13 protein-coding genes and 1 tRNA gene are annotated in these 14,104 nt (G+C 62.0%); 9 read left to right on the plus strand and 5 right to left on the minus strand.

Translation table 11 applies throughout. The annotated features are described in order from the left end of the window. Nucleotides 1-146: 146 nt before the first annotated feature. From LG661_RS18240 to LG661_RS18260, 5 genes are all read right to left on the minus strand, one after another. Nucleotides 147-554, minus strand: a complete 408-nt coding sequence (locus LG661_RS18240) for a DUF1236 domain-containing protein (RefSeq protein WP_230533310.1) — start codon at nucleotides 552-554, stop codon at nucleotides 147-149. A gap of 69 nt (nucleotides 555-623) precedes the next feature. Then, nucleotides 624-1,529, minus strand: coding sequence for a carbohydrate ABC transporter permease (locus LG661_RS18245; protein WP_230533311.1), 906 nt, complete (start codon nucleotides 1,527-1,529; stop codon nucleotides 624-626). A gap of 17 nt (nucleotides 1,530-1,546) precedes the next feature. Beyond that, the gene (locus LG661_RS18250; RefSeq protein ID WP_230533347.1) at nucleotides 1,547-2,416 is read right to left on the minus strand and encodes a carbohydrate ABC transporter permease; all 870 of its coding nucleotides are present in this window, start codon (nucleotides 2,414-2,416) and stop codon (nucleotides 1,547-1,549) included. Nucleotides 2,417-2,557: 141 nt separating this feature from the next. Then, nucleotides 2,558-3,877 carry an ABC transporter substrate-binding protein gene (locus LG661_RS18255; protein WP_230533312.1) on the minus strand — a complete coding sequence of 440 codons (1,320 nt, stop codon included), beginning with the start codon at nucleotides 3,875-3,877 and terminating at the stop codon, nucleotides 2,558-2,560. Nucleotides 3,878-3,948: 71 nt separating this feature from the next. Further along, entirely contained in the window at nucleotides 3,949-5,001 is a 1,053-nt protein-coding gene (locus LG661_RS18260; protein WP_230533313.1) for an ABC transporter ATP-binding protein, read from the minus strand. 427 nt (nucleotides 5,002-5,428) lie between these two features. Here LG661_RS18260 and denD point away from each other — a divergent pair, with 427 nt between their 5' ends. From denD to LG661_RS18305, 9 genes are all read left to right on the plus strand, one after another. Further along, nucleotides 5,429-6,412 (plus strand): D-erythronate dehydrogenase, encoded by a 984-nt coding sequence (gene denD, locus LG661_RS18265; RefSeq protein WP_230533314.1) that lies wholly within the window; start codon nucleotides 5,429-5,431, stop codon nucleotides 6,410-6,412. A gap of 21 nt (nucleotides 6,413-6,433) precedes the next feature. Further along, nucleotides 6,434-7,183 carry an SDR family NAD(P)-dependent oxidoreductase gene (locus tag LG661_RS18270; RefSeq protein WP_230533315.1) on the plus strand — a complete coding sequence of 250 codons (750 nt, stop codon included), beginning with the start codon at nucleotides 6,434-6,436 and terminating at the stop codon, nucleotides 7,181-7,183. A 14-nt stretch (nucleotides 7,184-7,197) separates the two neighbouring features. Then, nucleotides 7,198-7,956, plus strand: a complete 759-nt coding sequence (locus tag LG661_RS18275; protein WP_230533316.1) for an SDR family oxidoreductase — start codon at nucleotides 7,198-7,200, stop codon at nucleotides 7,954-7,956. Nucleotides 7,957-8,169: 213 nt separating this feature from the next. Then, nucleotides 8,170-11,073 carry a penicillin-binding protein 1A gene (locus tag LG661_RS18280; protein ID WP_230533317.1) on the plus strand — a complete coding sequence of 968 codons (2,904 nt, stop codon included), beginning with the start codon at nucleotides 8,170-8,172 and terminating at the stop codon, nucleotides 11,071-11,073. Further along, the gene (locus LG661_RS18285) at nucleotides 11,073-12,101 is read left to right on the plus strand and encodes a hypothetical protein (RefSeq protein ID WP_230533318.1); all 1,029 of its coding nucleotides are present in this window, start codon (nucleotides 11,073-11,075) and stop codon (nucleotides 12,099-12,101) included. Before LG661_RS18280 ends, LG661_RS18285 begins: the two co-directional genes overlap by 1 nt. A 446-nt stretch (nucleotides 12,102-12,547) precedes the next feature. Continuing rightward, nucleotides 12,548-12,943, plus strand: a complete 396-nt coding sequence (locus LG661_RS18290; protein ID WP_230533319.1) for a VOC family protein — start codon at nucleotides 12,548-12,550, stop codon at nucleotides 12,941-12,943. A 6-nt stretch (nucleotides 12,944-12,949) separates the two neighbouring features. Then, nucleotides 12,950-13,453 carry a peptide deformylase gene (locus LG661_RS18295; protein WP_230533320.1) on the plus strand — a complete coding sequence of 168 codons (504 nt, stop codon included), beginning with the start codon at nucleotides 12,950-12,952 and terminating at the stop codon, nucleotides 13,451-13,453. Nucleotides 13,454-13,480: 27 nt separating this feature from the next. Next, nucleotides 13,481-13,705, plus strand: a complete 225-nt coding sequence (locus LG661_RS18300; RefSeq protein WP_230533321.1) for a hypothetical protein — start codon at nucleotides 13,481-13,483, stop codon at nucleotides 13,703-13,705. A gap of 107 nt (nucleotides 13,706-13,812) precedes the next feature. Beyond that, nucleotides 13,813-13,889: transfer RNA gene (locus LG661_RS18305), tRNA-Asp, on the plus strand. Nucleotides 13,890-14,104 lie beyond the last annotated feature (215 nt).

Genomic DNA, 14,104 nt, shown 5'->3' on the forward strand with positions numbered 1-14,104 from the left:
TCGGACCCGCAAACCACGCCGGAAAACGCGAAATCCTCCTGGAGAGCAACCAGGTTCCGTGGGACCAGGACTAAGGGTCCAGCCATATGCCATGAAGAAAGGCGGCTCTTTCGAGCCGCCTTTTTCGTTTTGGAAGAGGTGCGGGATCAGTCGATGACTTCGACAACCTCGCGGGTCTGGGGATCGACCAGCACGGTCTGGTCGTTCACGACCGTGTAGCCGTAGGGCGACGCCAGTCCTACCCGGGACGGGAAGGTGTAGGTCCGTACGCGAGGGGGCAGGGGGCGGCCGACGACAACCTCTTCGGTGACACGGATCGATGGCCGCCGTTCGGCGACGATGTAGCTGCGGACGCGGGTGGATTCATCGGCGGTCAGGACGCTGCCAACCGCTGCGCCGGCGACGCCGCCGACGGCTGCCCCGACTGGGCCGCCGATGACCGCACCTGTGATTGCCCCGCCTGCTGCGCCGGTCGTAGCGCCGGATTGGCAGGCTGCAAGGGGAACGGCAAGCAGCGCCACCGCGGCGGCGGCTTTTAGGACGGGACTGTGCATGGAAGACTCCTTTCCGAGTAGCACAAGCCGAACGCCGGAAAGCTTGGCAGGTTCCAGTTCGTGGAGGCGCTACTCCTTCACCGCACCCGTCATCGAGGCGACGTAGTAATCGACGAAGAACGAGTACAGCAGGACCACCGGCAAGGAGCCGAGGAGGGCTCCCGCCATGAGAGCTCCCCATTCATAGACGTCGCCGCGTACCAGTTCGGTCAGTACGCCGACAGGCACCGTCTTGTTCTCCGAGGACTGGATGAAGGTCAGGGCGTAGATGAACTCGTTCCACGACAGGGTGAAGGCGAAGATACCGGCGGAGATCAGTCCTGGGACCGCCAGCGGCAGCATGATCTTGGTGAGGATCTGCCAGCGCGATGCCCCGTCCACGAGCGCGCATTCCTCCAACTCGTAGGGAATCGAGCGGAAATAGCCCATCAGCAGCCATGTGCAGAAGGGAATGAGGAAGGTTGGATAGGTCAAGATGAGGGCGAGTTTGGAATCGTAGATCCCGAACTTGAAGGTCATCACCGCCAGCGGAATGAACAGGATCGAAGGCGGCACGAGATAGGCCAGGAAGATCGCAAGGCCCGTCCAGCGGGAGCCTGCGAAGCGGATGCGCTCAATGGCATAGGCCGCCAGGACGGCTGCAAAAAGCGAAAGGATGGTGGAGCCGATCGCCACCAGCATGGTATTCCATAACCAGCCCGGGTAGGACGTCTCGAACAGGAGATAATAGATGTGCTGCAGCGTTGGACTGGAGGGCCAGAACGGGCTGTAGTTGTTGAAGTCCGTCATCTCATGGTTCGGCTTCAATGCCGTCACCGTCATCCAGTAGAACGGGAACAGCAGCACGAAAGTGAAAACCGCAAGCGGCAGATAGACGATCACGACGCGCCTCGGCAGGCGGTCGAGGTAGCTCATGCCGACGCTCTCATCCGCCGTAGCCGTGTTGCGGGGAACGGCGTTGGTAACGACACCCATCAATCAAACTCCGCCTGTCAGTCCGCGCCGCCCTGCTGCCACTTGCGGCGTTGCAGGCCGAAGTAGCTGAACAGAATGGCAGCGAGCAGGAATGGGATCATGGCGACGGCAATGGCCGCGCCCTCGCCGAGCTGTCCGCCCGGGATCGCGCGCTGGAACGACAGCGTCGCCATCAGGTGCGTGGCATTGAGAGGTCCGCCGCGGGTCAGTACGTAGATCAGCTGGAAATCCGTAAAGGTGAACAGGACCGAGAAGGTCATGACCACTGCGATCAGGGGCGAGAGCATCGGCAGCGTGATGTAACGAAAACGCTGCCAGCCCGTAGCGCCGTCGAGGGTAGCCGCCTCATGCAGGGAAGGCGAGATCGTCTGCAGGCCCGCGAGCAGCGTGATGGCGACGAAGGGGATGCCGCGCCAGACATTCGCTGCAATGACGGACGCCCGCGCGTTCTCCATATCGCCCAGGAAGTTGATTGGCGTATCAATGATCCCGAGCTCGATCAGGCCCCAGGAGATCACCGAGAACTGGGAGTCGTAGATCCACCAGAAAGCGATTGCTGACAGCACCGTCGGCACCACCCAGGGCAGCAGCAGAACGGCGCGGAAGAAGGACTTGAACGGTAGGTGCTCGTTGAGAATGAGCGCCAGCCACAGGCCCAATGCGAATTTCAGGATCGAGGCCGCAATGGTGTAGAGCAGGGTGTTGAAGACCGACAGCCAGAAGAGGGAGTCCTCCCACAGAAGCTGATAGTTCTCCAGGCCGATCCAGACGCCGTCACGTCCGATCCGGGTATCCGTGAAGCCCAGCCAGACGCCAAGCCCGAGCGGGTAAGTGAGGAAGACGAGAAGGAAGATCAGAGCCGGCAGCATGAACAGGAAGCCAGCCATGCCGCGGCTTTGCAGCACGGACGGCCCTTTCGCCTCCTGCGGCGGCGGTAGGATTTTCTCTTGAACGGCGGCTTGGGCCATCAGCGGATCCTTGAAATGGAAGCTCCTCCCTCAGCATGAGGGAGGAGCTGTCCGTTCGTGTCAGAGGCGGTAATAGCGGTTAGCGCGGGTCTCGGCGCGCTTGGCCGCTTCCTCCGGCGAACGCTGCCCGCTGGCCGCTTCGGCGACCATGTCGACCATGACATAATCCGCCATGGTCGCCGCCGAGGCGTAGCCGAGCGGGCCCGCATAGCCGTTGGGCACCAAGGTCTCGGAGGCCTTCGCGAAGGGCTTGTGGAGCGGGTCCGAGGTCCACACAGGGTTGTCCGCATAGGCCTTCAGCGGCTGGCAGCAATAGGCGCTGGATGCCTTGATCCACTCCGACATCTGCGGCTGCTCGTACATGAACTTCAGGTAGGCCTTTGCCGCTTGCGGGAACTTGGTGTGCTGGAAGATGACGGAGGACGTCGTCTGATGCAGTTCCATCGGGCGGCCGATCGGGCCGATGGGCATATTGGCCGAGCGCATGTCGGCCGCCATCTCGGCGAGCTTCGGATCGTTCTTGGCCGAATAGTACAGGGACACGCCGTTGGCCGTGAGGCCGACATCGCCCGCGAGAAAGGCGCGGTTGTTATTGATGTCGAGCCAAGCTTCCGTCCCGGGGATGAACTGCTGGTACAGGTCGCGGGCGTATTGAAGCGCCTTGATCGTCTCGGGCGAGTTGATGACAACCTTGCCGTTTTCATCGACCATCTTGCCGCCATGGCTCCAGACGATCCAGTGGGCGAAGTTGTTGCCATCGCCGACTGCCTTGCCGAGGGCGAAGCCCATGGGCTTGGCCTTGGCCTTCAGGGCCTTGGCGAGTTCCAGGAAGCCCGCCGTGTCATTCGGCATTTCCTGGAAGCCTGCCGCTTTCAGCATGCTGTCGCGATAGATGATGCCGTTGCCGATGGCCGCGAGTGGCAGCGCCACGAATTGGTCGCCGCGCTTGGCGTAGCCCTGCAGGCCGTCGTACCAGCCGCCGTACTTGTTGCCGAGATAGTTGGCGAGATCCGTGACGGGCAGGAGCTTTTCCGGATACTGGTGCGGGTCGTCGAACCAGACCAGCATGATGTCGGGGCCGGAGCCGACATTGGCGGCAACCGCGGCTTTCGGGCGGATGTCCTCCCAGCTTTCCTTATCGATCCGCACGTCGACGCCGGTGGCGTCGGTGAACTTCTTGGTATTGGCGATCCACTGATCCTCGTCGCCCTTCACGAAGGGCGCCCAGCGCAGGACGCGCAGGGAGGCTCCCTGCTCGGGTGTGTACTGGGGCTCCGCAGCCTGCGCCAAGGCGGGCAGAGAGCCGAGGAGAGGGGCACCCGCCGCACCGGCGGCGAGGCTTGCAGTTCCGACTAAAAGATCACGTCTGGACAGGGTCATGTGGTTTCCTCCACGGATCCGGGATCTCTGATGAGCGGCGCGGTCGTCCCGGTCGTCCCGCACGCTTGAAGTCAGTTGATGCGCCGTCCGGTGTCCCTGTCGAAGAGATGGACGAGGGCAGGATCGGGCGCGACATGAATGATCTCGCCAGGGCGGGCCTGAACCCGTTCGCGGAATACGCAGGTGATTTCCTGCTCGCCCGCTTTGGCCACGACCTGCGTCTCCGAACCCGTGGGCTCCACGACGATCACCTCCACCGGCATTCCCTCGCCGGTCAGTTGGAAGTGCTCAGGGCGGATTCCGTAATAGGCCGGACGTCCGACAGAAGCTGCCGGAGCATCCTGGATCGGTAGCACCATCTCGCCTGCCGCGAAGCCGGAGGAGGTAAGACGCCCCTCCAGGACATTCATGGCGGGCGAGCCGATAAAGCCCGCCACGAACAGGTTGACGGGCCGATCATAGAGATCGAGCGGCGCGCCGACCTGCTCGACGATGCCGTCGTGCATGACCACGATCTTGTCGGCCATGGTCATGGCCTCGATCTGGTCGTGCGTCACATAGACGGTCGTCGTCTTGAGCCGCTGATGCAGAGCCTTGATCTCGCCTCGCATCGAGACGCGCAGCTTGGCATCGAGATTGGAGAGCGGCTCGTCGAAGAGGAAGACCTGCGGGTCGCGCACGATGGCCCGGCCCATGGCCACGCGCTGGCGCTGGCCGCCTGAAAGCTGACGCGGATAGCGGTCGAGAAGATTGGTAAGCCCGAGAATTTCGGCTGCCCGGTTGACCTTGGTCCCGATTTCGGACTTGGGCGCCTTCTTCAACATGAGCGAGAAGGCCATGTTGTCCGCGACCGTCATGTGCGGGTAGAGCGCGTAATTCTGGAACACCATCGCGATATCGCGTTCCTTGGGTGGAACGTTGTTCACGACTCGCGGGCCGATGCGGATTTCCCCGCCGGTAATGTTCTCAAGTCCTGCCACCATGCGCAGCAAAGTCGACTTCCCGCAGCCAGATGGCCCGACCAGAATGACGAACTCGCCATCCTGAATGTCGACGGATACGCCGTGAATAACCTGCGTGGCCCCGTAGGCCTTGCGGACGTCGCGGATCTCAACAGAGGCCATGGATTACCTGCTTCGCTGCCAATGTCTGATGGGTTTGGATAGGGCAGAGCGGGAGCAGGAGCGGCCCGCGAAAGCAGGCGGCAGGCGTACGAGACGTCCATCCCAACGGACAGCATTGAAGCATGTGCTTCCTCCCAGCTCCGCTTATTCAGCCGCTCGTCTTGTGCGAGCTTAACGCTGTGTTTGTTCAAGGATATTCTAGGAGGATCGGACCAAGATCAAGCACTGAAATCCGTGCATTTCACAGATCGGGAGCAATCTGCTGGTGCTGCACAAAAAGAAAGCACCCGTCCTAGATGAACCCGTGCAATTGGCGTTGGATCATGCTGCGGTGCACCAAAGATTACTTGCTGCTTGTTGTAGCAGGCATCATTGCCAAGGCCGCTTCCCCCCGTCAGACTGAGGCGAACGCTAGGGGATCTTCACTATGCAAATTCTCATCCTCGGTGCCGCCGGAATGGTGGGCCGTAAGCTCACCGAACGTCTCATGAAGGACGGTGGGTTTGGTGGACGGTCAATCACGCATGCAATCCTGCACGACATCGTCGAACCCGAAGCACCTCAGAATTCCCCCTTCTCGGTCAGCACCCTGACATCCGACTTCTCCCTGCCGGGCGAAGCGGAAAGGCTCGTTGCAAGCCGCCCGGATGTCATCTTCCATCTCGCAGCCATCGTTTCCGGCGAGGCTGAAGCCGATTTCGAGAAGGGCTACCGCATCAATCTCGATGGCACCCGTGCTCTTTTCGATGCCATTCGCCTAGTGGGCGACGGCTATAAGCCGCGCGTGGTCTTCACGTCTTCGATAGCCGTCTTCGGAGCGCCTTTTCCGGAGTCTATCGGAGACGAGTTCTTCCTGACCCCACTCACCAGCTACGGCACGCAGAAAGCCATCGGCGAGCTCCTGCTCGCGGACTACTCGCGGCGAGGATTCTTCGATGGAGTTGGCATTCGCCTGCCGACCATCTGCGTGCGCCCGGGCAAACCGAACAAGGCAGCCTCCGGCTTCTTCTCCGGCATCATCCGCGAGCCCTTGAGCGGGCAGGAGGCGGTTCTGCCGGTGCCGGAGGATGTGTGTCATTCCCATGCCTCGCCCCGCTCAGCCGTCAACTTTCTGATTCATGCGGCGACTATGGATACCGCCCCGCTCGGCGCCCGTCGCTCGCTGGCGATGCCGAGCGTATCGGTCTCCGTGGCCGAGCAGATCGAGGCTCTGCGCCGGATCGCCGGGGACCGGGTCGTGGCGCGGATCCGGCGGGAGCCCGATCCCGTCATCATGGGAATCGTCGAGGGTTGGCCCCGCCGCTTCGACGCCCGGCGCGCCGAGAGCCTGGGCTTCAAGGCGGAGAAGAGCTTCGACGAGATCATCCGCATTCACATCGAGGACGAACTGGGCGGCAGGTTCGAGGCCTGACCGGCAGCGAAGGAGGAGCGCATGAACGGGGACAGGCGGTTTGATGGGCGTAGGGCGGTCGTGACCGGCGGAGCCTCCGGCATAGGCTTCGGTGTCGCCCAGAGGCTCGTTGCCGGCGGGGCGCAGGTGGCTGTCTGGGATTTGAGCGCCGATGCGCTCACCGCAGCCTGCGAGCGAATCGGATCCGGTTCGAAGGGAATCCGGGTCGACATTGCCGATCCTGCGGCCCTCGAGGCGGCTCGCGAGGAGACGATCGCTGCACTCGGCGGCATCGACATTCTGGTTGCGAGCGCCGGCATCACCGGGCCGAATGTGACGACCTGGGAGTATCCCGTGGCTGCCTGGCGGCAGGTGATCGACGTCAATCTCAATGGCCTGTTCTACTGCAACCGTGCAGTGGTTCCGTCGATGCTGGCAGGGGGCTATGGCCGCATCGTCAATGTGGCTTCAATCGCCGGCAAGGAGGGCAATCCGAATGCGTCGGCTTACAGCGCCTCGAAGGCGGCCGTGATCGGCTTGACCAAGTCGCTCGGCAAGGAGCTTGCGAAGAACAATATTACCGTAAACTGCGTAACGCCCGCGGCTGTCAGGACGCCGATCTTCGACCAGATGAGTCAGACGCATATCGACTACATGCTCTCGAAGATTCCGATGGGGCGCTTCGGGGCTGTCGATGAGGTCGCCTCACTGATCTGCTGGCTGGCGAGCGAGGAATGCTCGTTCACGACCGGCGGCGTCTTCGACGTTTCGGGCGGGCGTGCAACCTACTGAGGATGGAGCGGAAAATGGCCGAAAACGAGAAGATCGCCATCGTGACAGGCGCTGGAACCGGAGTGGGCAAGGCGATCTCCGCCGGTCTGCTGGCAACAGGGTTTACGGTCGTGATGGCCGGCCGGCGGCAGGATGCACTCGAGGCGGCTGAGCGGGAGATCGGGTTCCCGGGAGCCTCGACCCTTCTGGTCCCGACCGACGTGGCCGATCCCGCCTCCGTTGCCGCGCTGTTTGCGCGAGTGAAGGAAACCTTCGGGCGGCTCGACCTTTTGGTGAACAACGCCGGGAGGGGCACGCCCGCGGTTCCGCTTGAGGAGATTTCCCTCGAAGACTGGAGGAGCACCGTCGACACGAATCTGACCGGCGCCTTTCTCTGCACGCAGGAGGCTTTCCGGATCATGAAGGCCCAGAACCCGCGGGGAGGGCGCATCATCAACAACGGGTCGGTTTCGGCCTATGCGCCCCGTCCGTTATCCGCGCCATACACGGCGACGAAGCATGCGATCCTGGGGCTTACGAAATCGACATCGCTCGACGGGCGGGCCTATGAGATCGCCTGTGGCCAGATCGACATCGGTAATGCGGCGACGGAGATGACGGCCAGAATGGCCACCGGCGTGCTGCAGCCAAACGGCACCATGGCCGTAGAGCCGACCATCGATCCCAAGCATGTGGCCGATGCGGTGGTCTACATGGCGAATCTGCCCCTGACGGCGAATGTACTGACCATGACCGTCATGGCGAGCAAGATGCCATTCGTCGGTCGCGGCTGACAACACGATCCTGTGAATGCGTGCCTAAATGTTGGGCGAGCGGCAAAGCCGCTCTGTCCCTGCCACGGGCCGGTCCTAAATCAGCCTCTATGTGCAGCTTCCATTCAGCATGACTCATGCACGACTGGGCGCGCCGATAAGGCATTTCGCGATTGCCTGCATCGGGGCCGGGACGGCCCTTCCGGTTAGGATCTGTCCAACGATGGCGGCTGAATGAGCACGATTCTCGTCAAGATTTTCGCAACCGCCCTGACCCTCAGCCAGGTACTGGTCGACCCGGAGAGCGTGAAGACATCCTTCGATCCCGTCCAGGACCAGGGGGAGGTGGCGCAAATCATCAAGAGCGGCTGCACCCATATGCGGCGCGCTTTCGACATCGAGGACATCAACCTCGACGAACTGATCGCCACGGCCATGGACGATCCGCAGGCCATCGCGGGCGAGATCAAGGTTCTGCAGGGCTTGAGCTTCAGCGATCTGCACGCGAGCTACCGTCAGTTCTGCAAGGGCGAGACGGTCGAACCGTCACTCATCGATCTGGGCGAGATGATAAAATATTACAATGCGGCCGTTGCCGATCTGCCCGATGCCGCCAAGCTGAAGGGATTGAAGCTGCCGGGTGTTAGCGTCATCCTGGATGGAGAGGGAAAGCGTTTCGCGGAGATCTATGAGCCTGACCACCGGCGCATGTGGGTTCCCTTGACCGATATCCCAAAGCCCGTGCAGCAGGCCTTCGTCGCGGCGGAGGACAAGCACTTCCACGAGCATAAAGGCGTCGATGAGCGTGGCGTGGTCCGGGCGTTCATCAGCAACCTTGCGGATCCGGGACGACCGGCGGGCGGCTCGACGATCACCCAGCAGGTTGCCAAGAACCTTCTCGTCGGCGACGACGTCACCTATGAGCGCAAGATGCGGGAAATGATCGTCGCATCCCGCATCGAACGCACGCTCACGAAAAGCGAGATCCTCGAGATCTACCTCAATTCGATTTATCTCGGCCGCACGTCCTGGGGCGTGGAGATGGCGGCCCGAAGCTATTTCGGGAAAGGCGCAAAGAGTTTGAGCGTCGCCGAAGGCGCTCTTCTGGCAGGCTTGGCGAAGGGACCCAATCACTACAATCCCGACAAGCATCCCGACCGTGCACAGGAGCGGATGGCCTATGTGCTGAGCCGGATGCAGGAGGACGGCTATCTCACGCCAGCCCAGATGCAGAAGGCGGTTTCATCCTTGCCCGCACGGATCGCCTTCGAGCGGCCCCGGCGCGACACGGGTTTCTACTTCACCGACCACCTGAGCCGCGATGCGCGGACGCTTGCAGCCATCGACAGCCTCACCGCCTCCTCCTATACCGTGCGCTCCACCATCAATGCCGCGTTGCAAGAGGCTGCCGAGACCGCCCTGCAGGAGGGACTTGCTCGGTACGAGTTGAACACCGGACGGCAGCGTTTCCAGGGGGCTGAACTCAACCTGGCGGAGTCGATCAAGGCGCTCGGAGGCAAGAAGGACGACAAGACCGCTCCCGCATGGCAGAGGGCGCTCGAGGCCGCGCGGCTGCCGCTCTATGACGTGCATTGGCCCGCAGCGGTCGTGGTCGAGAAGGGCAAGGATCGGAAGTCGGGGGCCAATATCCTGAAGGTCGGACTGGCCGATGGGCGCGTGCTGCCCCTCAAGTCCTGGGAGGCGGCGCGGCGCGACATCAAGCTCCACGACGTGGTGCGCGTCCGGGTGGTCGAGAAGAGCGGCAAGAGGGCTGCTCGCGCCGATCTTCGCACGCCGCCCTCCGTGCAGGGCGGAGCCGTCGTTTTGGAAAACCGGACAGGCCGTATCCTCGCGATGGCCGGTGGCTTCTCCTATCCCTTGAGCCAGCTCAACCGCGCCACCCAGGCGCACAGACAGCCCGGCTCCGCCTTCAAGCCTCTGACCTATCTCGCTGCGCTCGGGAAGGGCCTGCAGCCCAACACCCTGATCTGGGACGCACCTGTTACCCTGCCGCCTGTCGGCGGTGAGGTGAACGCCCGGGCGCGGGATTACTGGAGCCCGAAGAACTATGACGGGGCGCGCTCGGGCATCGTGACCATGCGGCGAGCGCTTGAGAACTCGAAGAATCTTGTCACGGCCAGGCTGCTCGACGGTGGAATCGAGCCCATGGCGGAGGAGAGCCTCAATCGCGTCTGCGAGATGGCGCTCGAGGCGCGGCTCTATCTCGAATGCACTCCGCACTATCCCTTCGTGCTCGGGGCGCAGCCCGTACGAATTCTGGATCTCGCGGCATTCTATGCGGCCATCGCCAATGAGGGCGCTATTCCCACGCCCCATGTCTTTGAGACGGTGGAGGAGGGCGGTCAGATCGTCTACCGCCGACAGTCGAATGCGCTCGCGCGCCTCAGCTCCGCTGATCCCGCGGCCTTCTACCAGCTGAAGAGCATGCTCCAAGGTGTCTTGGAACGTGGAACGGCCCGTTCGCTGAGGGCGCTAGCCCCTTATGCCGCCGGCAAGACCGGGACCTCGGACAACGAGAACGACACCTGGTTCGTCGGCTTCACCAACGATGTCACCATTGCGGTGTGGGTCGGATATGACAACGCGGAAGGCAAGCGCCGTACCCTCGGGCGCGGGCAGACCGGTGCCAAGGTGGCGGCTCCGATCTTCAAGGACATTCTGGAGGCAGCCTGGAAACACCATGCGCCAAAAGCCCCTTTGAGCCCGCCATCGCCCCAGGCTGCGCGGCAGCTCATCGCTCTGCCAATCGACCTGGACTCGGGTGACAGGGTGACGGATGGGCGGAAGGCATTCACCGAATACTTCCGGTTGAACCGGTTCGGGCAACTCTCAGAAACGCAGTTCCGCCTTGTGCCACAGCGCGAGGTTTATGCCTCTCGCCCTCCGACGCCATGGAGCGATGGCGAGGAGTTCGGCGGAGCCTATGGCCCCTATGATGACGGTCCCTATGCACAGGAGCCGGGCTGGCGGGAGCGGTTGAGCCCGTATCCGCCAACCTATCAGCCGCCTGCCCGCTATTCCGTCCCGGAATACGGATGGTGGGAAGATGAGCCGCCGCGCCGGCGGCCTAGACGGATAGACCCCAACTATCTCTGGGGCAACGGACAGGTTTATTGATGAAGTCGATGATGGTGCTGGGCCGAACGCTGGCCGGGTTTGCCGCTCTATGCGTTCTTTCGGGCAGCCTGCGAGCGGAGGAGTTCCAGATCGAGGAGGCACCTTCCATTGTTGCCGTGACGCCTGCTCAGCTGAGGCCCAGGACGGTCATCTTCAGTGACCGGGGCGACGACAAGGAGGCAGGCCTGATCCGTTTCGAGGATTGGGCGCGCGAACGGCCGGTTCAAAAGCAGTTCCTGAGCCCTTTTCCAGGATACCAGGAGCCGACGATCAGGGTCGCCGTCCATGGCATCCCGAAGTCCTACGTCGAGAAGCTCCACATGTACGTGGCGGAGGCGCGGTTTCTGATCGCAAAGCCGCCGGAGACGGTCGATCTGACCCGCTATGCCAGCCTCGACATGCTGGAGAAGATCGATCCCACGATCAGGCACCGCCGCATCTCGGCTGGCGAAGCGCGCCCTTACACGGATCCTCAGAGCGCTCACAACCGTCACCCGGACCGACGCTGGTGCGAGGCACCGCAGAGCCTGTGCATCGAGTCCCGCTATCCGCTTGAAGGCAAGCTGCCGATCGGCATACGCCTCGCCAACAAGCTGGAGGAGGGGGGCAAGAAAATCTCGGAGTTCATGGAGTTCCAGAGCGAAATTCGGGTTCTCCCACCTGAGGACGTAGATCAGGAGGGGCTCTCAAAGCTCACCGGTCTCGATACGCCTGTCTCGGGAGTTCTGGAGCAGACCCTCTTCGACGTGAACCAGGTGATGCAGTTCGGAAAGCTCCTCGCCATTCTGCAGGAGCACCCATCCGATAAGTCCAAGACTGTCACCACCCTGTTCATGGCTCTGGCCGTGGAGACGGATGTTCTGGAGCGGAAAAGGGAATTCGGGAGCATTCCCGTGCTGCGCAATCTCATCCCGGCGCAGGTTCTGATGGGACGGAGTTCATTCAATACCGGGGATTCCATCAGCGCAGGGCTGCCCGATTATGCGCGCAACCGGATTCGAGGCTTGGCCGGACTGCTGGATCGATAGCGAGGCGGCTTACCTCTAAATAGATGAGGATCTCCAAGCTTTTAGCCTTCGGTGCCAATGTCAGGCCGGGCGCTCGTTTCCTAGGATGTATCGGGGAATGCTCGCTCATCTGCCCTTCGAGCATTCTTCAACACTAGCGCCGCCCAGCGCGCCCCGCCCGCAATGGGCGGGGTTTCCTTTTGAGGCACAGAAAAAACCTCGTTCCGGGGACGCGGGAACGAGGTTTAAAGTGTACGGAGGCGGCAAGGGGTTGCGGGGAATTGCCTCCGCAACAAACCAAGTCCCAGATCCTTATTCCCGTTCCCTTAGGGGCGTCTTGGCCGCCATCACTTTTCCTTGATTTCGTCGCAACCGCGAAGCCTTGCCTCGAGATCCGAATATCCAAGCCGCTTCCGTCCCGGGGCGTCGGCTGCTATGGCGTCCCGCATTCGATGAGGTGCTGTCACATGGCCAAAGCCATTCACTCCATGATCCGGGTGCTGGACGAGAAACGCTCCGTCGCCTTCTACGAGCTTGCCTTCGACCTCAAGATTGCCGACCGTTTTGCTTTCGACGGCTTCACACTGGTCTACCTGCGTAACGAGGAGACAGAGTTCGAGCTGGAACTGACTGTCAATCACGGCCGCGTGGAGCCCTATACCTTAGGCGACGGTTACGGACACCTTGCTTTCTCGGTGGACGATCTGGGTGCCGAGCACGCCCGCCTCAAAAGTCTGGAACTGGCTCCAACCCCGGTGAAAGAATTCAGCCATGAAGGGCAGTTCCTGGCGAAATTCTTCTTCGTCCAGGACCCCGACGGCTACAAGATCGAGGTGCTGCAGCGCCGCGGCCGTTACAGGTAACCTGCGGTGGCTGTTCGCCCCATCATCCGTTATCCCGACCCCCGCCTGCGCCAGAGAGCGGAGGAGATCGCAGTCATCGATGACAGCATCCGCATCCTTGCCGAGGACTTGGCCGATACGATGCTGGCCGCGCCCGGCATCGGCATCACGGCTCCTCATATCGGTATTCTCAAGCAGCTGGTCGTGATCAGGCTCGAAGCGGACCGGGTGACGCATACCTACGTCAATCCGCGAATCGTCTGGTCCTCTCCCGAGAGGATCCGTCACATGGAGGGAAGCGTCTCCATGCCCGGCGTCACGGACGAGCTCGATCGCCACGCAAGAGTGCGGGTGAGCTATCGTGATCTCGATGGAGAAGAGCGGGAGGAGGAGGCGGAGGGGCTCATGGCCGTCTGCCTCCAGCACGAAATCGATCAGCTCGATGGGATTTTCTGGATCGACCGGCTCTCGAAGCTCAAGCGTGACCGCCTGATCAAGCGTTTCGAGAAGCTGCAGCGGGTCCGGGTCTGACAGGATTTAGGAAGAGGTTTCCAGTTCGTGATTGAAGTCTACCGCATTGAAACCATCGCCTCCGAGGAGTTTGGGGGAGGGGTGGTTCGCAGGATCATGGTTCGCGCCGATTCCTTCGAGAAGGCAAAGGAGCGGGCGCTGAAGGTGTTCTCTCTGGCGCGCCGTCCGCAGTCCCATGGTCCCGAGATCGAGGCCGTGCGCGTGCTGAACGGGGCGGGCTACGAGTTGTTTTCGATCAGCACGCGGGATTGATGCTCCCAAACCGGCAAACAGCATTTGACAGTCCGCCGATTCAAAGCTACGAGCGCCACCTCCTCGCACGATGCGTCGGTTTAGACCAGCAATGCAGCGATGAATGCGCGGGCGTAGCTCAGTCGGTTAGAGTGCCGGCCTGTCACGCCGGAGGTCGCGGGTTCGAGCCCCGTCGCCCGCGCCACTTCTTTCCCGAACGATCGAACAGATCTGCTGCCCTTGAAACGAACAAGGGAGCCCTGAGGCTCCCTTGCCGAGATGCGGGCAGGGCCGGAGCCCTGCTTTTTAACTCNCTTTCCCGAACGATCGAACAGATCTGCTGCCCTTGAAACGAACAAGGGAGCCCTGAGGCTCCCTTGCCGAGATGCGGGCAGGGCCGGAGCCCTGCTTTTTAACTCA

The sequence above is a fragment of the Microvirga roseola genome (genome assembly GCF_020866965.1).
In the GTDB taxonomy this organism is placed as follows: Bacteria; Pseudomonadota; Alphaproteobacteria; order Rhizobiales; family Beijerinckiaceae; genus Microvirga; species Microvirga roseola.